20 protein-coding genes and 1 pseudogene are annotated in these 22658 nt (G+C 50.3%); 7 read left to right on the top strand and 14 right to left on the bottom strand.

Annotated elements, in window-relative coordinates; all coding sequences use genetic code 11:
• Nucleotides 1-7: 7 nt before the first annotated feature.
• Both ptsP and SU32_RS14750 read right to left on the bottom strand, forming a co-directional pair.
• Nucleotides 8-2275, bottom strand: a complete 2268-nt coding sequence (ptsP, locus tag SU32_RS14755) for a phosphoenolpyruvate--protein phosphotransferase (protein ID WP_054000145.1) — start codon at nucleotides 2273-2275, stop codon at nucleotides 8-10.
• A gap of 79 nt (nucleotides 2276-2354) precedes the next feature.
• Entirely contained in the window at nucleotides 2355-3608 is a 1254-nt protein-coding gene (locus tag SU32_RS14750) for an aspartate kinase (protein WP_054000144.1), read from the bottom strand.
• 166 nt (nucleotides 3609-3774) lie between these two features.
• Here SU32_RS14750 and ubiG point away from each other — a divergent pair, with 166 nt between their 5' ends.
• On the top strand, nucleotides 3775-4521 hold the full coding sequence (gene ubiG / locus SU32_RS14745; protein WP_054000143.1) for a bifunctional 2-polyprenyl-6-hydroxyphenol methylase/3-demethylubiquinol 3-O-methyltransferase UbiG: 747 nt from the start codon (nucleotides 3775-3777) through the stop codon (nucleotides 4519-4521).
• Nucleotides 4522-4526: 5 nt separating this feature from the next.
• On the opposite strand, the gene SU32_RS14740 is transcribed toward ubiG, so the two are convergent.
• From SU32_RS14740 to SU32_RS14725, 4 genes are all read right to left on the bottom strand, one after another.
• Nucleotides 4527-4958: a DUF1178 family protein gene (locus SU32_RS14740; protein ID WP_054000142.1), complete on the bottom strand. Its 432-nt coding sequence runs from the start codon at nucleotides 4956-4958 to the stop codon at nucleotides 4527-4529.
• Nucleotides 4959-4962: 4 nt separating this feature from the next.
• A complete protein-coding gene (locus SU32_RS14735; RefSeq protein ID WP_054000141.1) occupies nucleotides 4963-5793 on the bottom strand; it encodes a carbon-nitrogen hydrolase family protein in 831 nt (276 codons plus the stop codon).
• Nucleotides 5794-5795: 2 nt separating this feature from the next.
• Nucleotides 5796-6053 carry a glutaredoxin 3 gene (grxC, locus tag SU32_RS14730; RefSeq protein ID WP_054000140.1) on the bottom strand — a complete coding sequence of 86 codons (258 nt, stop codon included), beginning with the start codon at nucleotides 6051-6053 and terminating at the stop codon, nucleotides 5796-5798.
• Nucleotides 6054-6136: 83 nt separating this feature from the next.
• Entirely contained in the window at nucleotides 6137-6901 is a 765-nt protein-coding gene (locus SU32_RS14725; protein ID WP_054000139.1) for a ComF family protein, read from the bottom strand.
• A gap of 39 nt (nucleotides 6902-6940) precedes the next feature.
• On the opposite strand from SU32_RS14725, the gene SU32_RS14720 reads away from it, so the two are divergent.
• Entirely contained in the window at nucleotides 6941-7795 is an 855-nt protein-coding gene (locus SU32_RS14720; RefSeq protein WP_054000138.1) for a methyltransferase domain-containing protein, read from the top strand.
• Here the strand turns inward: SU32_RS14720 and SU32_RS14715 are convergent.
• The 6 genes from SU32_RS14715 to SU32_RS14690 form a co-directional block, all read right to left on the bottom strand.
• Nucleotides 7792-7959 carry a Flp family type IVb pilin gene (locus tag SU32_RS14715; protein ID WP_082376798.1) on the bottom strand — a complete coding sequence of 56 codons (168 nt, stop codon included), beginning with the start codon at nucleotides 7957-7959 and terminating at the stop codon, nucleotides 7792-7794. The genes SU32_RS14720 and SU32_RS14715 overlap by 4 nt on opposite strands.
• Nucleotides 7960-8079: 120 nt before the next feature.
• Nucleotides 8080-8409, bottom strand: a complete 330-nt coding sequence (locus SU32_RS14710; RefSeq protein ID WP_054000158.1) for a hypothetical protein — start codon at nucleotides 8407-8409, stop codon at nucleotides 8080-8082.
• A gap of 98 nt (nucleotides 8410-8507) precedes the next feature.
• Nucleotides 8508-8912 (bottom strand): (deoxy)nucleoside triphosphate pyrophosphohydrolase, encoded by a 405-nt coding sequence (locus tag SU32_RS14705; protein ID WP_054000136.1) that lies wholly within the window; start codon nucleotides 8910-8912, stop codon nucleotides 8508-8510.
• Nucleotides 8905-9669 (bottom strand): GNAT family N-acetyltransferase, encoded by a 765-nt coding sequence (locus tag SU32_RS14700; RefSeq protein ID WP_054000157.1) that lies wholly within the window; start codon nucleotides 9667-9669, stop codon nucleotides 8905-8907. Before SU32_RS14700 ends, SU32_RS14705 begins: the two co-directional genes overlap by 8 nt.
• A 52-nt stretch (nucleotides 9670-9721) precedes the next feature.
• Complete coding sequence (argJ, locus tag SU32_RS14695) at nucleotides 9722-10951, bottom strand: bifunctional glutamate N-acetyltransferase/amino-acid acetyltransferase ArgJ (protein WP_054000135.1); 1230 nt, start codon at nucleotides 10949-10951, stop codon at nucleotides 9722-9724.
• A gap of 2 nt (nucleotides 10952-10953) precedes the next feature.
• A complete protein-coding gene (locus SU32_RS14690) occupies nucleotides 10954-11856 on the bottom strand; it encodes a foldase protein PrsA (RefSeq protein ID WP_201454967.1) in 903 nt (300 codons plus the stop codon).
• 243 nt (nucleotides 11857-12099) lie between these two features.
• Between SU32_RS14690 and secA the strand changes: the two are divergent.
• From secA to SU32_RS14675, 4 genes and pseudogenes are all read left to right on the top strand, one after another.
• Nucleotides 12100-14779: pseudogene (gene secA / locus SU32_RS14685) on the top strand (preprotein translocase subunit SecA); the annotation flags it as partial.
• Nucleotides 14761-14976: an SEC-C metal-binding domain-containing protein gene (locus tag SU32_RS17680; protein ID WP_425394286.1), complete on the top strand. Its 216-nt coding sequence runs from the start codon at nucleotides 14761-14763 to the stop codon at nucleotides 14974-14976. The pseudogene secA and the gene SU32_RS17680, both read left to right, overlap by 19 nt.
• 169 nt (nucleotides 14977-15145) lie before the next feature.
• A complete protein-coding gene (locus SU32_RS14680) occupies nucleotides 15146-16555 on the top strand; it encodes a lipopolysaccharide biosynthesis protein (RefSeq protein WP_054000133.1) in 1410 nt (469 codons plus the stop codon).
• Between the two features lies 1 nt (nucleotide 16556).
• Entirely contained in the window at nucleotides 16557-17828 is a 1272-nt protein-coding gene (locus SU32_RS14675) for a GNAT family N-acetyltransferase (protein WP_054000132.1), read from the top strand.
• Between the two features lie 5 nt (nucleotides 17829-17833).
• On the opposite strand, the gene SU32_RS14670 is transcribed toward SU32_RS14675, so the two are convergent.
• The gene (locus SU32_RS14670) at nucleotides 17834-19444 is read right to left on the bottom strand and encodes an AMP-binding protein (RefSeq protein ID WP_054000131.1); all 1611 of its coding nucleotides are present in this window, start codon (nucleotides 19442-19444) and stop codon (nucleotides 17834-17836) included.
• An 85-nt stretch (nucleotides 19445-19529) separates the two neighbouring features.
• Nucleotides 19530-21617 carry an EAL domain-containing protein gene (locus SU32_RS14665; RefSeq protein WP_054000130.1) on the bottom strand — a complete coding sequence of 696 codons (2088 nt, stop codon included), beginning with the start codon at nucleotides 21615-21617 and terminating at the stop codon, nucleotides 19530-19532.
• A 418-nt stretch (nucleotides 21618-22035) separates the two neighbouring features.
• Between SU32_RS14665 and SU32_RS14660 the strand changes: the two genes are divergently transcribed.
• Nucleotides 22036-22506, top strand: coding sequence for an Lrp/AsnC family transcriptional regulator (locus SU32_RS14660; RefSeq protein WP_054000129.1), 471 nt, complete (start codon nucleotides 22036-22038; stop codon nucleotides 22504-22506).
• Nucleotides 22507-22658: the final 152 nt, after the last annotated feature.

Raw genomic sequence — 22658 nt, 5'->3', positions numbered from 1 at the left:
TATGGCGCTAAAGCGGTATATCATTCTTTTCAGCAAAATCTTCAATAAGCGTGCGGGCGCAGCGCGGTGAGGTGCTGTTTTCCAGACATGGTAAAAGCTCACTGCGCAGCGCAGCGATGTCGGTTTTCAAAAGCGCATCCTTGACAGGGCCAATGCCTGCCGGTGACATGGATGTCTTGTTTATGCCAAGCGCGAGTAGGGCAAGCGCTGTAATCGGCCGAGAAGCAATTTCGCCGCACAAAGTCAGCGATGTGTTGTGCTCTCTGGCTTTATCGGCAATCGTCTTTAAGGCCCGCAAAAACGGAATTCCTAATGTGTCAAAGCGGCCTGCAACATGGCTGTTGCCGCGATCCGTTGCCATGAAAAACTGGAAAAGATCATTGGAGCCAATTGATATGAAATCGGCTTCTTTCATAAGGTTGTCTAGATCGAACAAAAGGCTCGGCACTTCCAGCATTGCGCCCAGATGCACCTTGTTCGGCAGGCCATGGCCAAATTTGGAGAGATGGCGCACCTCATTTTGAACGAGTTCGCGGGATTGTTTGAGTTCCAAAATTTCAGACACCATCGGCACCATGAGGCGCAGCTCGCTGCCCGCTGATGCCCGCAATAGCGCGCGGAGTTGGGTGCGGAAAAGGCCGGGCCGGTCCAGAGCCAATCGAATTGCCCGCCAGCCAAGCGCCGGGTTTTCTTCGTCCGGCGCATTGCGGAAATAAGGAAGCACTTTGTCGCCGCCAATATCGAGCGTACGGAACGTGACTGGCTTGCCGCCACTTTCTGAAATCACTGCGCGGTATAGTTTTTCCTGAGCGTCCGCCTTGGGGAAGGTTGCTGCCACCATGAACTGCAATTCTGTTCGAAACAGACCGATGCCGCTGGCGCCTGATTCTTCCAATTGGGGAATATCGACCATAAGACCGGCATTCATCATCAAGGTGAATTCTTCACCGTCTTTGGTAATGTTAGGCTGGGTGCGCAATGCGCGGTATTCTTCCTGACGCTTGGCGCGAAAACGAACTTTTTCCGCAAACGCCAACTGGACATCCTGCTGCGGGCGAATGTGAACATCGCCGGCAATGCCGTCGACAATGATCGCATCGCCATTTTCCGAAACGGCGACGATGCCTTTCACCTGACCGACGACGGGAATGCCCATTGCCCGCGCCACAATAACGACATGGCTTGTCGGTGCACCGTCCTCCAGCACGAGGCCACGCAACGTATCGCGCGGATAATCCAGAAGCTCTGCTGCGCCCATTGTGCGGGCAAGCAGGATGGCATCCTGTGGCATGTTGCCTGCTTTGGCACCGGCATTGCCCACCAGTTGACGCAGCAACCTGTTCGCCAAATCGTCGAAATCGCTTAACCGTTCACGCAAAAAAGGATCGTTGACGGACTGCATTTTCGCGCGCATGTCACTTTGCACTTTTTCAACGCCCGCTTCAGCAGTCAGACCGTTGCGCACCGCTTCTTCCATGCGGCGCACCCACCCTTTGTCGTGCGCAAACATGCGATAGGTTTCAAGAATTTCGCGGTGCTCGCCTTCAAAAGCGACTTCCCGCCGTGCCAGCATATCATCAATGGTCAGCCGGAGGCCGCGAATGGCTTTTTCCAGCCTTTCAAGCTCTGCATCCGTGTCTTCGTTGAAAAGATTAGTTACAACAACACGCGGCTCATGCAGAACAACATGGCCAAGGCCGATACCGTCTGACAAAGACTGGCCGTGTCGCGAAATCGGTTTTTCCATATCCAGTTCAACACCGGCCGTGGACAAGCCTTTTAAATCACCTTGGGCGATGAGCTCACCGATAACCATGGCAACGGTTTCCATGGCTTCAACTTCATCATCGGAATAAACGCGGTGCGCTTCATTCTGGATAACAAGAACGCCGAGCGTGCGGCCCGCGCGTAATATTGGAACACCGAGAAACGAGTGATAAAGCTCCTCCCCAGTTTCCGGCAGATATTGGAAAGCCGGATGCTTTTGCGCCTCTGATAAATTTAAAGCACGTGAGGACGATGCGATGGTGCCGACAAGACCCTGACCGAGACGCAATTGTGACAGGTGCACCGCGTCAGGGTTCAAACCGAAGGTCGCATAAAGCTCCAGAATGCTGTCTGCGCGCAATACATAGGCCGAGCAGACTTCCGCGACCATGGATTGAGCGATTTGTTTAACAAAATCATCAAGGCGCGCTTGCGGGTCCATCGGTTTCGCCATGATCTGGCGAATCCGTTTCAGTAATACTCTTGGGCCGGCGTCTATTTCACGCATAGAACTGCAATACCTCTTTCACGGAACGCGTGAACAGATAAGCGCGCCGATTTATTCAGCTTTGATTTTGAACTGCAAGTTAAGCCTTGTCGAGACCATAAACATTATGAAGTGTTCTTACGGCCAGTTCCGCATATGGTCCGTCGATCAAAATAGAAATCTTGATTTCCGATGTTGTAATCGCGCGAATGTTGATGCCTTTTTCGGCCATTGCCTTAAATGCGGTTGCCGCAACGCCGGTGTGCGAACGCATGCCGACGCCAATCACAGAAACTTTGACGAGACCGGCTTCAGATTGGACCTGGTCAAAACCGATTTTTTCTTTGCTTTCGGTTAGCAGCGCAACAGCTTTTTGAAGATCGCCGTGCGGTACGGTAAAAGTCATGTCTGTATATTTGCCGTCGCCGGAAATATTCTGGACAATCATATCAACATTAATTCCGGCTTCAGCCAATGGCCCGAAAATTGCCGCTGACACACCGGGGCGGTCATCAAGCTGACGCAACGAAATTTGCGCTTCGTCTTTTGCATAAGCAATGCCGGTAACGATCTGCTTTTCCACGATTTCATCCTCATCACAAATCAGTGTGCCGGGCGGATTGTCAAAATCGCCCATTCCGGGTGCGTCCGGCGCTTCAAAACTGGAACGCACAAAGGTGCGTACATTATGGACCATGGCCAGTTCAACAGAACGGACCTGCAAGACTTTCGCGCCCAGCGAGGCCATTTCAAGCATCTCCTCATAGGAGACCTTGTTCAGCCTGCGGGCATTGGGCTCGATGCGCGGGTCGGTAGTATAAACACCGTCAACATCTGTATAAATATCACAGCGGTCCGCTTTGATTGCTGCTGCAATGGCAACGGCGCTGGTGTCTGATCCACCGCGGCCCAGTGTGGCGATGCGGTTGTCCGGTCCAATGCCCTGAAATCCTGCAACAACGGCCACTTGGCCAATGCCCAAACGGCGCACCATTTCAGAACCTTCAATGTCCATAATGCGTGCCGCACCATGGGCATTGTCAGTTTTGATCGGTATTTGCCAGCCAAGCCATGAGCGTGCGTCAACGCTCATGCTTTGCAATGTTATGGCAAGAAGGCCCGATGTCACCTGTTCGCCGGAAGCAACGATTGAATCATATTCACGCGCATCGTGCATCGGCGAGGCTTCACGCGCCCAGCCAACTAACTCGTTGGTTTTGCCCGCCATAGCGGACACAACAACGGCGACTTCATGTCCTGCATCGGTTTCACGTTTTACATGCCTGGCCACATTGCGAATGCGTTCAATATCGGCGACGGACGTGCCGCCAAATTTCATGACAATGCGGGCCATTATGCGATGCTCGACTACTGGTCGTTGGACTTAATAAAATTACTGCGCGCTCCTTAGCGAAAACTTTTCAACGCTGCAAGCTCATCACCGTGCGTGCACTATGCGGCACTGTGCCTCTTGACTTGTGGGCACTGACGCTCAATCTCTTGGCAACAAGGAGCCTGTTATGTCCGCCGACAATACCACGACAATTGATCAAGATGATGTTGACCGTTTTTCGGCTATGGCGGCCGAATGGTGGGATCCGGCAGGCAAGTTTAAACCGCTGCATAAATTCAATCCGGTGCGGCTACGATATATACGCGAAACCGTGACTGAGCATTTTGAGCTGGATGCCTCTCAGGACAAACCGTTTTCAGGACTGCGAATTTTGGACATCGGATGTGGCGGCGGATTGCTTTGCGAGCCAATGGCACGGATGGGCGCCGATGTTGTTGGCGCGGACGCTTCGGAGAAAAATATTGAAATCGCGAAGATTCACGCAAAACAGTCAGAGCTGACGATTGATTACCGCGCGACGACATCTGAAAATCTCGATGCGCAAGGAGAGCAGTTCGACGTCATTTTGAATATGGAAGTTGTTGAACATGTTTCCGATGTTGATCTGTTTTTGAAATCCTGTGCGCATATGGTCAAACCGGGCGGTTTGATATTTATCGCGACAATCAACCGGACAACCAAAGCACGCGCGCTGGCGATATTTATGGCTGAAAATGTTTTGCGCTGGCTGCCCAAGGGTACGCACCAGTACGAAAAACTGGTCAAGCCGTCGGAAATTGATGCTGCACTGGAAGGGACGGGGGTCTCCGTGTTCAAGCGCAGCGGTGTCTTTTATAATCCACTGACCGATGACTGGAACCTGTCAAAAGACATGGATGTCAATTATATGGTTGTGGCGAAGCGTGAATCTTAAACAAACTAATTCAGCTTCTCGTCATCGGGAACATCGGGCAAAGGCATAAGGTCGACGCCTTCATCCAGCAAGTCGGCCACCTCTTCGTTGGAAGCTTTTCCGTAAATTGGCCTGCTTTCGGTTTCTCCGTAATGAATTTTGCGCGCTTCTTCAGGGAACTTATCGCCCACATTGTCGGCCTTGGATTTAACCTCTTTGGCAAATTCCATCATTTTGGCCATGATCTGGGCCTGCGCTTGTTGACCGGCGGCGACCTGCATTTTCTCTTTCTGACGCCCGGTCGAGACAGACGGGGCCATCAGGGATTTGGCCACCTCATGTGTGCCGCAAATAGGGCATTCCAGAAAGCCACGTTTTGACTGTGTTTCAAAATCATCATTTGACTTGAACCAGCCTTCAAAGGCATGGGAATTTTTACACTCAAGCGAGAATTTCATGGCTCTAATCGACGTGCTGTGTTTCGACGCGGTACGGGCGGGCATTTTTCAAATTCGGAATCTTTGCGCGCGCCGCTTCAGACTTTGAAATATCAATATCTGCAACAATATGGCCTGGCTGATCATCGTCTTTTTCAGCCAAAACATTGCCCCAAGGGTCTACAATGAGTGAATGGCCATAGGTTTCGCGTGTATCTTCATGGGTGCCGCCTTGCGCGGCTGCTATAACATATGCGCCATTTTCAATGGCCCGCGCGCGCTGAAGAACGTGCCAGTGCGCTTGCCCGGTCTGTTTGGTAAAGGCGGCCGGTGTGGTCAGAACGTTGGCACCGGCCAAAGCTTGCTGACGGAAAATTTCAGGAAAACGCACATCATAACAGATGGCGAGACCGAGGGTTATTTCTCCCGCCTGCACGATTTGCGTGGCTTCGCCTGCTTCATAAATTGCGCTTTCACGCCAACTTTCCCCATTGTCCAGATCAACATCGAACATGTGGATTTTGTCGTAAGTTCCCGCGCGAATTCCTTGGGGCGAGAACAGTGCCGCACGGTTGGCAACTTTGCCGCCTTCCAGCAAAATTGGTGTCGAGCCGATATGCACCCAAACCTTCAGCTCCTTGGCGAGCGCTGCCGCCGCTTCAAATACCGGGTCTTCTTCATCCGGTTTTATCGCCATCATCAGATCTTTACGGCTTTTTTGCAAAAGGCCTGTCATCTCTGGCGTTTGGGCATATTGCGCGCCATCGGCGGCAGCTTCACGTATTAAAGTTTGCATCGCAGCAATATTTGCTGCGACGTCGACACCAGATCGCATTTGAATTGCAGCGCAGCGCATGATCAAGCCTTTAGCAGCTGGTCAAGTTTGCCAGCACGTTCAAGCGCCATCATATCATCGCAGCCACCAATATGAAGCTGGCCGATGAATATTTGCGGAAAAGTAGCGGCGCCGTTTGATTTCTGAATCATTTCTTTTTTAAGCGCAGGATCAAAAGTTGCGTCATATTCCTTGTAGGATACTTTTTTCTTATCGAGCAGTGACTTTGCTGCCGAACAGAAACCGCACATTTTGCGCGTATAAATTGTTACATTAGCCATTGTGTTTCCTAAAGTTTCACCCGCCTATATAGGCAGTGATTGCTTTTGAGCAAATGCAAACTGCATCAAATTACGGTGTTTGGTTATCCTGAGCGGATTTTGTGCGGCTCTATAAAATGAGGGACAACCTGACTGAAGGTTAAAACATAAATTTTTGCTGCGCCTGATTTTTGCAATGCCTTGGCGGCGGCATTGACCGTTGCGCCGGTGGTTAAAACATCGTCGACAAGAAGGATTGTACGTCCTGCTATTTGTATATGCTGTTCTTCGGGTACGATGAAGGCACCGCGAACATTTTCCTGCCGTTGGCGTAAATTCAGGCCGACTTGCTGCCGCGTTGATTTTTTTCTTGCCAGTGCTGCGGGATTGTGAGGCTTGCCGGTCTTTTGAGAAATGGCACGTGCCAGTTCAGCGGATTGATTGTAACGGCGGGAGAAATACCGCCAGCGATGTAAAGGAATAGGCACAATCAACTCTGTTTCATTGATAAAATCACGGCCAGCGCGGACCATCCAGTCCGCCATCCAGGGCGCAAGGTCGGTCCTGTCTCCATATTTCAACCGCGTAACAAGCCGCCTTGCAATTGACACATGTATCGTTGCCGAACGGGCCGCATGATAGTGGGGAGGATTGGCAATAGCATCCGCACTTACAGCGCCCAATCCAAAGTCGACAGTGAAAGGCGTGCCGTTGACTTCACAGAAAGGACGTTCGATGAAGTGAAGGTCGGCCCAGCACCGCGCACAAACAACACCTTGCTTTGTGACAAAAGTACCGCAACCCAGACAAACATCCGGAAACAGGGTTCCAGAGACAGAACGGCTTGCATTTTTCGCCCAAGTTCTCATTTGTAGTTTCAAAACATTCAGCCTTGATGAAAGCAGTTTATGAGTATCCGCACCATTATTGACAAAAAGCAAGTTGATGCCGTCTTGGAACGGGCCAAGCGCCTTAATGTTGCCGGGGCGGATTTTTTACTCGGCCGGATTCTGGATGATCTGCATGACCGCTTGGCAGTCACCCACCGCAAATTTTCCAAGGGGCGGTTTATAAGTGTTTACCATGAACTGTTGGAGACTTATTTCGAGGGCGAAAACGCAATTAAGATGTCTGCCGCGATGACGGATGAGGAGGCGCGGCACAGCGATGTGCTCGGCCTTGAGGCGCAATCGCAAGATCTAATTGTCGATATAGCCAACCTTCATCAGGTCAATGATACGCCGGGCATGCTGATCCAATATTGTAGGGCGCTCAAACCGGACGGGCTTTTTCTCGCCTGTGTTCCGGGCGGGGATACGCTTACGGAATTGCGCCAAAGTCTTTTTGCGGCGGAAAGCAAGATAACGGGCGGTGTCAGGCCGCGTGTTTTGCCATTTATGGATGTGCGTGATGCAGGCGGTCTATTGCAGCGGGCAGGCTTTGCGCTGCCGGTGACTGACATTGATAGCGTGATTGTGCGCTATGACACTATGTTTGATCTTATGCTTGATTTGCGTGCAATGGGGGCAACCAATACATTGCTTGAAAGGCAAAAAAGCGTGACCCGCCGCGATCTGCTGCATGCAGCAGCGCAGCACTATGCCGATAATTTTGCCGATGCAGATGGAAGAATTAGGGCGACATTCTCATTCATATGGATGTCAGGTTGGGCACCCGATGCATCACAGCCTCAACCGCTCAAGCCGGGCAGTGCCAAACATAGCCTTGCAAAGGTTTTGAAAGACAAAGCAGCAAATAATTAGTTCATTGCCTGGTTTATCTGTGAATTATTGTCGGAAAAAAGAAACTCGACGGCATCAAATGCGCCTGAAACGCCGGCGACAACGGCCAGAGAAAGCACCGTTACGATCAGCGCGTATTCAACCGCTGTTGCACCTTTTTCGTCTTTAATAAATCTTTTGAACATATTACGCATCCTTACGCGTGCCTGCATAACGCAAAGAAGTTAACGCATGCGTTTGTTTTTGTGAAAATGCGTTTGGTTTCATTTTTCGCTTACTCAACGGTGACCAACTTAGCTTAAGTTTTAACAATCGCCTGTTGCTGCGCCGTTGGACATAATTATGCACTTGGCAACAGGGCTTTTCTGCAAGACAGAGCGCCGGATGGTGTATGATTTCTGTCCGTTTGTGCTTGGGCGTGTGCTGGCAGTTGTAAACGGATCGATATTGCCATCAAGAATAGCAAAGTTCTGGTTTGAAACATTACCGCGATCAAGAAGCGGCGCTGCAATAAGCCCCAGTGCAGCCGCTGCGCCACCAAACATAAGTGCGATACGAAGTGTGCCGTTTTTCCCTGAGCTTGATTGGCGTTGGTCTTCACCACGAATTCTTGCCCATTCCAGTTCGTCACTCATAACGTAAGCCTTGTAATAATTGCCATCTTCGTAAGATGACAATTATCAGCTTTCATTAAACGATTGATTAACGATGTTGGACGTTTGCGCAGTGGCTTTTAGCGCAGCAAATCCTGAAGAACGGGAATCAGCGGCTCGTCTGCCGGCGGCATCGGAAAATCACGCAATTTTTCAGGGCGGACCCATTTCAGCGTTTGGTTTTCGCGCGGTACCGGGATGCCTTCAAATTTGCGGCAGATGAAAAGCGGCATCAAAAGGTGGAATGTTTCGTATGCATGACTGGCGAATGTCAAAGGGGCAAGGCAAGCTATCTCAGTTTTGATGCCGAGCTCTTCATTGAGTTCACGCACAAGACTTTCCTCAGGTGTTTCTGAAGCTTCGACCTTGCCGCCGGGAAATTCCCACAGACCAGCCAATGATTTTCCTTGCGGGCGCTGTGCCAGCAAAATCCGGTTATCGGGATCGATAAGCGCGCAAGCAGATACAAGTATGATGTCAGCCATGGCGGTCGCTTTTTTTCATCCGGTAGACATAGGAGTAAACTTCTTCGAAGCCCAAGCGGCTGTAGAGCGCATTGGCGCCCTTATTGGCTGATTCCACTTGTAGCCATGCTGTTTTTGCCCCTTGCTGGCGTGCCCAGCGCAACGCAGTGCGCACGATAGACCTGCCATATCCCATTCCCTGACAATCTTGGCAAACACCAATATCAAAAAGTCCGGCCATGTCATTGTCACGCACACATAATGCGCAGGCAACCGGTCCGGTGCTGTCCTCCATGACAAACATGCCGTTTGGGGGGCGGATGGATTCAAGCACTTCGGTCAGGCCGGGTTTGCGTTCAGGGTCTTCAGCGCGAATGGAGATCGACGCATCAACAAAGCGCCCGATGTCTTTGCCGGGCAGTTGATCGATGCCGGAATCAAGATCGAGTTCTTTTAAATCTGCTTTGAGAACTCGTGTTTCGGCGACGCGCTGCCAGCCTTCCTTGTCAAAATGCGCTGCCAATGTTGAAGGGGCAAGCGGCGACAGGCGAAAGACCAAAGGCCGATTATAGGACGCAAAGCGATGCTCCATACGGGCGATGCGGCTTTCGAAGTCTCTTTGGTCTGCGGGGTCGAGCGGGTTGACCGAGTTTAGGCGACGTGAAGGATGGCTTGCTGTCAGTCTTACAGCCCAGCTTCCGTCATAGTGAACAGAGGCTGCAGGCCAAGCACGGAAACCAACAGCTTCCAGTCGTCTTACCAGTGAAAGTTCAGGCACAGGGATCAATTACTCCTAGAGCACATTACTATAATGGCGATGCCAATGGGCTTTAGCTTCGATAGTCGCCGTTGATTTCTACATATTCCTTGGTCAGGTCACAGCCCCATGCGGTAAAGCGTTCGCTGCCAAGGCCTATATCCACACCGATAACAATCTCGTCATTCTTCATATAGGCGGCGCATGCTTCTTCGCTGTAGCCCTCTTCACGTTCACCGTCTCTTGCGACAACAATATCGCCAAAACGAATTTGAAGGCGGTCGCGATCGGCCGGTTCTCCTGCTTTGCCAACGGCCATGACGATGCGCCCCCAATTGGCATCTTCACCGGCGACCGCAGTTTTAACCAGCGGCGAATTGGCGATAGACATCGCAATCTTTTTGGCGGCCGCCTTTGACGTTGCCCCTTCGACCTCAATGCGCATGACTTTGCGAATACCTTCGCCGTCACGGATAATCTGCATGGCGAGATTATGTAGCACATCATGGAACGCCGATTTGAAAGCTACGAGCTTTTTATCTTCAGGATTTGTATAATCGGCGGGCCCTGTTGCAAATGCCAGCAATGTGTCTGATGTGGATGTGTCGCCATCCACGGTCACGGCATTGAACGTCGTCTCGGTGGATTGTGTCAGATAGTTTTGCAGAACCGCTGCGGATACCGGAGCATCTGTTACAATATAAGCAAGCATTGTTGCCATGTCGGGCGCAATCATACCTGCGCCTTTTGCCATGCCGTTGACAGTATAGGTCTTGCCGTCAATCTCAACCTGTTGGGTAGCCACTTTGGCAAAGGTATCGGTTGTCATGATTGCTTGCGCGCTTTGCAGCCAAGCGTCCGGACTCGCGTTCTGGACCATCTTTTCGATGTGGCCTTCAAACTTTGTGGCATCTAAAGGCTCGCCGATGACACCGGTTGAAGACAGATAGACTTCATCGAAATCGCAATTGGCCGCTTTTGCCGCGATTTCAGCGGTTAATTTTGTTGCTGCCGCGCCTTTTTTGCCTGTGAAAGCGTTTGCATTGCCGGAATTGACAACCAATATTTTAGCGCGGCCCTTCGGCAGATGTGCGCGGCAAAGGTCAACGGGCGCGGACGGGCATTTTGATTTTGTAAATACGCCCGCAACGGCGGCGGGTTTATCAAATATCATCGCCATCACATCCGTGCGGCCTTTATATTTGATGCCTGCTTCTGCTGTGGCCAGTGTAACGCCTTTAATTGGTGGCAAGACTGGCACCTGTTTGGGTGCCAGTGGGGATACGGGAGATGATTTCGCCATTTTTATTGCGCTTCTTGTTCCGCGACTGCTTTATCATACGCTGCTTTTAGCGCTTCGTCTTCGATATTGATATCAGCCGATGCGCGAAGTTCTTTGATGTAGTTGAAGTATTTTTCACGCAACAATGCGGCACGGATCTGCTGTTGAACCTGCTCATATGCCGGCGGTTGTACCGGACGAATATCTTTGACTAGAATCACGTGATAGCCAAATTGTGTTTGGACCGGTTCTTTGGTGTAGCTGCCAGAATCGAGTGCAAACGCGGCTTCTTCAAATTCAGGAACCATGCGCCCTTTTGTAAAATAGCCGAGATCGCCGCCCTGAGGTCCGGAAGGACCGGTTGACTTTTCTTTGGCCAGTTCAGCAAAATCAGCGCCTTCATCCAAGGCTTTGATGATTTCCTTGGCTTCTTCTTCCTTTTCCACGAGAATGTGGGCGGCCTTGACTTCGTTTTCTGCCGGTGTTGCGGCGACTTCCTTGTCGTAGCGTGCGCGTACTTCTTCGTCGGTAATGCCGTCTATCACATCTTTTCTAAACAGGATGTTGTGCAGAGCCCGGTCTTCCAGAAACTTGGCGCGCTTTTTAAATTCTTCATCCTCATCAAGTCCGTTTTCGCGCGCTTTGGCCGCGAGAAGCTTGATATCGATAAGCGCCATAAGGGCGGCAAATTGTTGCTGTTCAGGTGGAACCTGTCCGAGCTGATCGCCCATTTCGCTGACAGTCAACGCCAGATCGCGTTGCGTTATTGTTTCGCCGCCCAGTGAGCCGACAATCTTGTCTTCACCATCCTGCGCAAATGCCGGTGTGCTGAATACACTGCCCATGGCAAAAATAGCTGCGGAAATACCTGCAAATTTTCGTGTGCGACGTGCGTTCAACGGTAGGTTGGTTGGCATTTGTGTCATGGGATAGTGATCCATTTCATTAATTTTGCTTCGTTTTTTGCTCAACGGCTGACGTGGTGACTTATTAATGGCACTGTTCGTAGCGTTGACATCGATTAATGCCACTCTTATCTGTCCGAATGTGGCACGTCCAGCTTGGATTTTTCAAACATGAGTGCCAAAACAATTTAATCGCAGCAATTCTGGCTGTAGCTCATTTCAGCGACTTGTTAAGGTCGGCTTTAACGGAAAGGACCATACATAATGGTCAGTATCGGCGGCATCGCAGCCAAAATCTTCGGCACGGCAAATGACCGTTATTTAAAATCATTCGATAGCAAAGTTGCGGCGATCAACGCTCTGGAAAGTGATATGCAGGCGCTTTCTGACGAGCAATTGCGTGCCAAGACGGATGAATTCCGTCAGCGTATTGCGGATGGAGCGTCGCTCGACGCTCTTTTGGTTGAAGCCTTTGCGGTTGTACGTGAAGCGTCGGTGCGCACATTGGGTTTGCGACCGTTTGATGTCCAGCTGATCGGCGGCATGGTGCTTAATGATGGTTCGATTTCTGAAATGCGGACCGGTGAAGGTAAAACGCTTGTTGCTGTCTTGCCGTCTTATCTTAATGCGTTGGCAGGCAAGGGCGTTCATGTTGTTACTGTGAACGACTATCTTGCGCAGCGCGATAGCGAAGAAATGGGGCGCATATTCTCGTTTCTGGGCATGAAATGCGGCGTTATCATTCATGGTATGGATGATGAGGCGCGCAAAGCGGCCTATGAGTGCGACGTTACTTACGCCACCAATAATGAACTTGGATTTGATTATCTGCGCGACAATATGAAAATGGACCGCGCCCAAATGGTGCAGCGTGACCATTTCTTTGCCGTGGTGGACGAGGTCGACTCTATTCTCGTAGACGAAGCGCGCACGCCGCTAATTATCTCTGGTCCATTGGAAGACAAGTCCGAGCTTTACGTTCAAATCGATAAATTCATTCCAATGCTGAATGATGAAGATTACACGATCGACGAAAAGCAGAAATCTTCAACATTTACGGAAGACGGCACAGAGCGCGTTGAAAACCTTTTGCGTGAAGCGGATATGCTTAAGGGCGACAATCTTTATGATGTCGAGAACGTGTCGATTGTTCACCACATCAACAATGCGCTGAAAGCGCACAAGCTTTTCCAGCGCGATAAGGATTATATGGTCAAGGGTGACGAGATTGTCATCATTGACGAGTTTACTGGACGCCAGATGCCCGGTCGCCGTTTCTCAGAAGGGCTGCACCAGGCGCTTGAAGCCAAGGAAGGCGTATCCATCCAGCCTGAAAACCAGACACTGGCCTCTGTGACTTTCCAGAACTATTTCCGTATGTATGAAAAGCTGTCGGGTATGACCGGTACGGCTTCAACGGAAGCAGAAGAGTTCGGCAATATTTACGGGTTGGGTGTTGCGGAAATTCCGACCAATCTGCCGATCATGCGTATTGATGAGGACGATGAAGTCTACCGCTCTGTTGAAGAGAAATATGACGCTGTCGTCTTGGATATCATTGCAAGCCAGCGCCGCAAACAGCCGGTGCTTGTCGGTACCACGTCAATCGAAAAGTCAGAATTGCTTTCAAGCTTTTTGAGTAGCGCTCCTTATCTGCAGGCTTTGAAAGGCAAGCTTGAGCAGCGTCTTTCCGGTATTAAAGAAGGCAAGGAAAAAGAGTTTGCGGAATATTTGCAAACCTCGCTCGATGACGTTGAAACTGCCATCAAGGCAGGGGGCGTAAAGCACGAAGTTCTTAATGCGCGCCAACATGAGCGCGAGGCGTTCATTGTGGCTCAGGCCGGTGTTCCCGGTTCTATCACAATTGCGACCAATATGGCCGGTCGCGGTACGGACATTAAACTTGGTGGCAATTTGGATATGCGTATTGCCCAAGAGCTTGGTGATGTTACGGACGAAGCCAAGCGCAAGGAACGTATCGCACAGATCGCTGCTGAAATTGAAGTGCTGAAAAAAGAGGCGCTGGATGCTGGCGGCCTGTATGTTCTGGCGACCGAACGCCATGAGAGCCGCCGTATCGACAACCAGCTGCGGGGCCGGTCGGGCCGTCAGGGCGACCCTGGACGCTCTAAGTTCTATCTGTCCTTGCAAGATGATCTCATGCGTATCTTCGGTTCAGAGCGCATGGACGGCATGCTGACCAAGCTTGGCATGAAAGACGGCGAAGCAATCGTTCATCCGTGGATCAACAAAGCGCTTGAAAAAGCACAGCGCAAAGTTGAAGCGCGCAACTTCGATATCCGTAAGAATTTGCTGAAATATGATGATGTGATGAATGATCAGCGTAAGGTCATTTTTGAGCAGCGTCTTGAGGTGATGGACAGCGATAATTTAACCGACATGGTCACCGAGATGCGCCATGAAGTGGTTGAAAATCTTATTGCCGAGCACATTCCGGAAAAAGCCTATGCGGAGCAATGGCATGTTGCCGAGCTGAAACAGGCCGTGGTTGAGCAGCTTAATATCGACGCGCCAATCGAAGAATGGGCTGCGGAAGAAGGCATTGCAGAAGACGATATGCTGGAACGCTTGCTGAAAGTGAGTGATGACGTTGCCGAACAGCGCACAGAGCGTTTTGGCCAAGAGATCATGACTTATGTTGAGAAGTCATTGATATTGCAAACAATTGACGAACTCTGGCGCGAGCATCTGGTTGCGCTTGACCACCTCCGTTCGGTGGTGGGTTTCCGCGGTTATGCGCAGCGCGATCCATTGCAGGAATATAAACAGGAAGCGTTCGAACTGTTCCAGTCGATGCTTGCAAACTTGCGTATCTCGGTCACTTCGAAATTGATGCGCGTTGAAATCGTTCGTGATGCAGCCGATGCGCCTGATCCTGAATTGCCGGAAATGGAAGGCCGTCACATAGACGGTACAACCGGCGAAAATGATTTTGGTGAAGGTACTGACCGTTCTGCCGGTGCATCCGGTGCTGCGGCACTGACTGCGGCGCAAGGCTTTGTTGCGCCGGAAGAGCGCGACCCTGAAAATCCGGCGACATGGGGAAAAATTGGGCGTAACGAGCTTTGCCCATGCGGATCAGGCAAAAAATTTAAACATTGCCACGGTGCATTTGCTTAATACCAAGGCCGATTGCCCTAATTGAATATAGAGCCTGCGTGGTCGGAAAACCGCGCAGGTTTTTTGCATTAGCGCTTGGTTTACCATGTTTTCCGGCAATTTATATGCGAACAAAATTTTAAGCCAATGGGCGTATAACTCACCTAAATTCAATTTGTGAGTGAACATATTGCGGTTTTCTGCGGTACAAACAGCTGAAACATTTTTCCCGACGTCGCTTTTTGCGCGTCTGCGGCCTTTTGCCGAGCGTTTGGACGTTGCGCTTTCAGGCGTTGATGATGCCTCCAACGCGCAGCGCGCATCAATCATCGCATTTGCCATCCGCATATTCAGTGCTGCCATTGCCTTTGTCAGTCAGGTCGTTCTTGCCCGCTTTATGGGGGCTTTCGAGTACGGCATTTTTGTCATGGTCTGGATTTCGATGATCGTTATCGGAAACCTGTCCTGCCTTGGTTTTCACACTGCCATTATCAGGTTTCTTCCGCAGTATCATGGAAGGGCTGATTTTGAGCGCTTGAACGGTCTGCTGCTCTCAAGCCGCGTGTTTGTATTGCTCAGTTCCACAATTGCCGCCGCCGCAACTATATTCACAACCATCTATGGTGCTGCATATTTCGACAGTCATTATACCGTGCCTTTCATTGTGGGTGCCTTTGCGCTGCCAATGATTGCGCTTGGCGATATGCTTGACGGTACTGCGCGCGCCAATAGCTGGCCTATTCGTGCACTCGCACCTACATATTTGCTGCGCCCGATTTTCATTCTCGTTTTAATGGTTGGCGCGTGGCTTATGGGCTATCCTGTCAATGGTGTGACGGGTTTAATCTGCGCTGTGATTGCCAGCTATTGCAGCTCTCTCATCCAGTATTTCGTGATTACACGCGATTTGAGACGCCAGTACAAAAAAGCCAAACCACGTATCGAGATGCGCCAGTGGATTTTGGTGGCCTTGCCGATTTTTCTCGTCGAGGGTTTCTTTGCTCTGCTCGTTCATGCCGATGTGTTCATGGTTGGCATCATGATGAATCCCGAAAGCGTGGGTATCTATTACGCGGCAGCAAAAACTTTATCGCTTGTCCATTTCGTCTTTTTTGCCGTTAAGGCCGGTATCGCGAACCTTTTTGCGGCCCGAATGGAAGATGAAGATAAATCGGCACTGCGCCAATTGGCACGGCGCTCTGCGACATGGACATTCTGGCCATCGCTGGCAATGGGCATTGCGGTACTTGCGGCCGGTCCGCTTTTGCTTTCGATGTTCGGTACAGCTTTCCGCGAAGGCTATCCTGTTCTGTTTATCATGGTTGCCGGTGTGGTGCTTCGCGCCAGCATTGGCCCAGCGGAAAGCTTGCTGAATATGTCGGGTAATCAAAATATCTGCGCAATTATATTTGGCGGCGTTCTGGCATCCAATATTGTTTTGAATCTGATTTTAATACCCGAATACGGCATTTACGGTGCCGCTGCGGCGACCGCCATTGCGACCGTCTTTGAAACGATTGCTCTTTTCTATTTCGTGCGTATGCGGGTTGGTGTTTCGATGTTTGTATTTTCGCCTGTCTTTGATGAGAGAGTTTCTTAAAATGTCTGCGTTGCCTATTATTGATGAAGAGATTGTTGAAACGCCGCTTGTTATGCCCGGTACGCCTGCAAGCGGTGTCAAAGATAACATTCCCGAAGTCAGCCGTCTGTCAAAGGGCAAGCGACATTTTCGCGTTTTTCCGGCAAAGGCAGGTTTTGACATTCTGCCGACGATCGAGCGCGCCTGCGACTATTGCATTGAGCCAAACGTGTTTTTCAGTCCGCGCTTCTGTGTGCCCGCAATGCCGCGCCTTGATGAGCGGCAGGTGCGCCTGATGGTGCTGCAAGATTCAGATGACCAGTCCTCTGAAACGCGTTTTCTGATGCCATTTACCGTGGAGAAACCCGGCTTTGCGATCGGGCCTGACCTTGTACGCGCGTGGGCCAACCCTTACGGCCCGCTGGGTACGCCGATTGTTGAGCGGCGTGAGGCAATGCAGGTTATAGAGGATATCTTTGGCACATTATCACTGCCGACAGTTGCTCTGCCAAAAATCATCGCTTTTCCCGATGTTATGGTCAACAGTCCTGTTGTTTCCCTTTTAAGATCGGTAGCCTTGGCAAACGGCCTGCCTGTTGCTTCCACCCGTCCTGTAAAGCGCCCCGTTTTAAACGCGACAACGGATGCCGACGTTTTCTTTAAGGAAAATATGGGTAGCCACCACCGGCGCGACTTTGGCCGTTTATGGCGAAAGCTGGAGGCGCAGGGCGATTTTGCTTTTGAAATTGCCCGAAATCCTACGGATATTCGTCGGGGCATGGAAGAGTTTCTGTTGCTTGAAAATGCCGGCTGGAAAGGCAAGCAACGCACATCGCTTGCATCGGACCGTTTGCGCGCGGCTTTTGCGCGTGAGGCCGTCAACTCACTGGCCGAAGTCGACAAATGCCGTATCTATATGCTGAAGCTGGACAATCGCGTTATTGCCTCGCTCATAGTCTTCGTAGAAAACGGAACGGCATGGACTTGGAAAATCGCTTACGATGAGACGATGCGCGCTTTTTCGCCGGGCAAACTGCTGATGGTTCGGACTACTGAAACGCTCCTGGATGATCCTAACGTGACATTTGCAGATAGCTGTGCTTCTGAAGATCATCCGATGATGTCACATCTGTGGCGTGATGAAGCTGAAATGGTAACACTCGTCATTGGTGTTGATCCGGACAAAGACCGCGAAGTGCGTCAGGCTGCTTCGCAAATGGATTTGTACTCCTCAACGAAGAAAACAGCCAAAAATGTTGGTGCGCGTCTAAAGCATATGCTTGGCCGACGCTGAAACTGTTACGCTGTCTGATTGCGGAATACACGGCGGATTATTTTGCCGCTTTCGGTCATTGGAATATCATCGACAAAAATGATTTCGCGCGGATATTCATGGGCTGAAAGCCGCGTTTTTACGAAGTTTCGTATATGTTGTTTTAGCTGCTCGCTCGGCTGTTCGCCTTCAACGAGTTTGATATGCGCGACGGTAATTTGTGTGCGTGTCGCATCTGCTTTCCCCGTCACCGCTGCCAGCTCAACAGCGGGGTGCGCTGTCAGGCAATCTTCAATTTCTGCCGGTCCAATACGATAGCCGGCCGAGATGATGATATCATCGTTGCGGCCGACAAAATGGAAATAACCGTCCTCATCGCGATAGGCACGGTCACCGGTTAGCATCCATTCGTCATTAAATTTCCGTTCGGTCTCCGTCTTATTATCAAAATATCTAAGGAACATGACCGGGCTGCTGTTGTGGATCGCGATCTCGCCGGTTTCACCTGTTTGGGCTGCGCTGCCGGTTTCATTCAAAATTGCAACTTGGTGACCGGGAACAGATTTGCCCATTGAACCGGGCTTAACCGTCCCAATTTCATGGCATGCGCTGATAACGGCGTTACATTCTGTCTGGCCGTAAAACTCATTGATACTGATGCCAAAATGTTCTTTCGCCCATTCCAGCGTTTGCCCTCCCAGTGCTTCGCCTGCAGAACCGATTGAGCGGATATTCAATTCGGGAATCTTGTTCAAATTGGCCTGCATCAACTTCAACGCTGTCGGCGGCATGAAGATATTGCGGACACCGGCTTTTTTCATCAGATCGATAGCCCAATCGGCCTCAAATTTTGGCGCACGCGCTGCCACAACAGTTACGCCGCAATAGAGCGCTGGCAGCAGCGCGTTCAACAATCCGCCTGCCCAAGCCCAATCTGACGGGGTCCACAGACGGTCATCTTTTTGCGGCATAAAACCTTGCGCCATCTGTATGCCGGGAAGGTGGCCGAGCAGGACACGGTGGGCGTGTAATGTACCTTTGGGCTGACCGGTTGTGCCGGATGTGAACAGCATCATCGCAGGGTCATTTGGTGATGTTTCTGCAATCGGAAAATGAGCCGACGCTTTTGAAATCAGACTATTGAAGTCTTGCGTTGCTTCCGTTCCATCAATAGAAATGCGAAACTCTAATGCCGGTAAATTCGATTGAATGGATGCGAGGCGTTCCAGACCTATCATGTCTGCTATCAACGCCCGTGCTCCCGATGTTGCCAAGCGGTGCTGCATCGCTTCGGGACCGAACTGCATGGCCAGCGGGACAGCAATCGCACCGAGTTTATAGATACCAAGGTGAGCAATAGCAGCTTCGATACTTTGCGGCAGCATAACCGCAACTCGTTCACCGCGCCTGATGCCAATGCCTTTCAGCGCGGCGGCAAAACGGCTCGAGCGTTCAGCCAATTGCTTAAAGCTTAAGATTTGCGGTTCGCCATCAGCATAGTCAATAATAGCCGGCCTGTCTGGGGTAAGGCGCGCAATATCATCGGCGCATGCTGTTCCAATATTGAAGCGTTCGGGAATGTTCCACCGAAACCGCGCCAATAAATCTGCGTGATTTTTCGGGTTGTCGGGTAACATGCCTATACTCGGGACGTGCTGATCATGCCGTCCCATTTAAAAGTATTGTGCAGTGCACGCAAAGGAAAAATGTTCACGCTTGATGCTACAACACGGCCGTTTTCTTGATTTCGTCCAAAGGTTGCGGTTTCCCAAGCAAATAACCCTGAACTTCGTCACAATTGCTTTTAACCAGAAGATCAAGCTGTTCAGACGTTTCAACCCCTTCTGCGGTTACTTTCATACCCATATTGGAGGCGAGGGAAAGAATGGATTTGACCAGAGACTGGCTGCGTTCATCACGGATCATCTGATCTATGAAGTAGCGGTCAATTTTGAGTTTGCTGAACGGGTAGCGTGTCAGATAACTCAAGGAAGAGTAGCCAGCGCCAAAGTCGTCCAGTGACAGTCCGACGCCAATTTGGCGGATGCCTTTCAAGATTTTCAACGTATTTACATTGTCTTCAATAAGAACGTCTTCCGTAATTTCGATTTCCAACTGCTCTGGAGCAAGGTCTGATTCTTCGAGTGCCTGTTTGATATCTTCGATCAAGTTAGATTCGCGGAACTGAACCGGAGACACGTTCACAGCAACCCGTGTGGATTTATCCTTGCCGCCAAAATCACGCGCTGCCTGCTTCAAGGCCCAACGTCCCATTTCCACGATGAACCCTGTTTCTTCCGCCAGAGGAATGAAATCCGCCGGAGAAATGAGACCTTTTACCGGGTGGTGCCAACGCATAAGGGCTTCATAGCCGGCTACCTTGCCGGAACTCAAATCCTGCTGAACCTGATAATGGAGAACGAATTCGTTTTTATCTAGGGCCGATAATAGGTCTTGCTCAAGCAAATACTTTTGTATGGCGTTGGTCGCAAATTCAGCTTCGAACTCATATACAGACCCGCGACTGTCGTCTTTAGCAGCATATAGAGCAAGATCCGCGCCGACAAACATGGCAGGTGCGTCTTCAAATCCGTCAGAAAAATAACTTACGCCGACGGATGCATTTACCCGCAATTTAGTTTGCTCGATCAAGATCGGAATTCTCGCCGCATCGCGCATACATGTGGCTATTTCGATGGCTTCGCCTTTGTCATCGACTTCGACGATTGCGCCAAATTCATCGCCTCCGATGCGGGCCATCGTGTCGCTTTTCCGAACAATTTTACCAAATCGGCGTGCGACTTGCTTTAGCAGCGTATCGCCAAAGCTATGGCCATATGTATCATTCACCGGTTTGAAATGATCTAAATCAAGCAGTATCAACGCCAATTCTTTCGACGTTTTACTGGACTTCTTTTTCCTTTTCTTGAAATGTCTGGCAAGAATATCATCAAATGCGCGCCTGTTCTTCAAACCTGTGAGGCTGTCGGTTTCAGCCAGAAGCCGTACCTCTGCCTCTTTTTGCTGCAATTTATATTCGCGGTCCCGGGCATCGGTAACATCCGTATAAGTGACAAACATCATGCCGTGCGCATTCCGACACTCAACACGGATGGTTTTGCTGCCCGCGCGGGTTTCAGAAGAGAAACCGGTTTGCGAGTCAAAAGCCTGTAGAATTTTTTTTACATGCTCTTCAGGATCGTCGTAATCGCCGCGTTTTGCCCGATACTCGATGAATTCCTTCCAAGGCGTTCCTGCCTCCACGACTTCGGGTGGCAGATCCATGACGCTCAACAGATGTTTGTTGGAAATAACGATCTTTTCACGGTCATGCACGAGCAAGCCCTGCGCAATTGCTTCGACTGTATTGGTCAGAACAGCTTTTTCGCGTGATTCATTTGTTATGTCGGTATAGGTGCTAATGCCAACCCCGTCGCGAAACCGGCTGTTAATGCGATAAAACCGTCCGTTTGGTGTTTTGCGAAGTAAAACAAAATCTTCGCCTGCCATTAAGCGCATACGAATGCTGGCGAAAGTAAGCTCTGAATTGGGGTAATAATCGCCGCGCTTGACGCCGAATTTGATAAACTCTTCCAGCGATGACCCTGGTGCGAGGAGTTCTTCCGGAATTGACAAGATGTCAAAGACATTGTCGTTGGCATAAAGAATATTCTGGCGGTCAAAAACAATGACGCCCTGTTCCATACGGTCGACGATGGTATGGCATATGTCTGACTGAAAACTTGACAAACGATTGCGGCCGGAGACCGACAGTTTCGTATCTGAATTTAGGCGCATCGTTGTTTTCATGCATCGCCCCCCGATTCCAGTGGCCTAGTAAGCGTGTCGTCTCCTCAACAACCTGGATAAACCAGCAGATGTAGGCCCAATACACCATCTGTTTGTGATGGCTCTGGACCAGCCTACTCGCCGCTAACGTGGCTATAGGTTCGTTCCACGAGGTGAAAATATTGTTAAACGAATGACTTAATTATCATTTTTCGGATGTTTTCCGTTTAAATGCGATCCAAACGCATGCGTGCATCAGGTTGTAATGCTTGCCGCACCTTAAAAACCCATAAGAGTACGTGTCTTTGAGTGAAGCGGCGCTTGGGTAACAAGCTGACGATATCCTGCTCTTTTGAGTGTTACTGTTTCGCTTTTGAACTATGCGGTAGGATGGTGTAATATGTCTCTTATTGGGAAAACTGATAGGCTGGAGAGCGTTATGCCGGATAAAACATCGTTGGATGAGGCGGACAAACGCATTCTCCGAGTGCTGCAAAACCAGCCGGAGCTGACAATGCGGGAACTGGGTGAAGCGACCGGGCTAAGTCACACGCCTTGTTGGCGCAGGCTCAAAAGGCTTCAGGAAGAAGGTTATATAACCGATAAACGCTACCTGCTTGATGCTCAAAAAATGGGTTTTGAAATTGTTGCTTTCTGCTTTGTGCGTATGGCATCGCACAAACGAAGCACATTGGAGGAGTTTGAGCGGGCATCCCGGGATATTCCTGAGGTGGTCGAGTGTTACACGACTGCCGGTGAATATGATTTCATCTTGAAGGTTTTGTCCCGAAGTATTCGGGATTACGAAGAAGCTGTTAAACACAAGCTTCTCCAGCTGCCGCATGTCTCGCTTATCAATACAAGCCTGACGCTGAAAGAGGTAAAAAATACGCCTGATATTCCCGTTTAATGTCCGCAGGATTTTTCGTGGCTATGTCATGGCATTTCGATGCTTTGAGCAACACGTACTCTTATTTTATCATTTTTCTGATACCTTGTTTCATCGTCTTGGTGTAAACTCTTAAAATTAGCGACTATGTTTCTGCTGGTTCGTCTTACTGT

Origin of the sequence: Ahrensia marina, from assembly GCF_001293565.1 — a bacterium.
Classification (GTDB): domain Bacteria; phylum Pseudomonadota; class Alphaproteobacteria; order Rhizobiales; family Rhizobiaceae; genus Ahrensia; species Ahrensia marina.
This window is presented reverse-complemented; position numbering and strand designations above follow the sequence as displayed.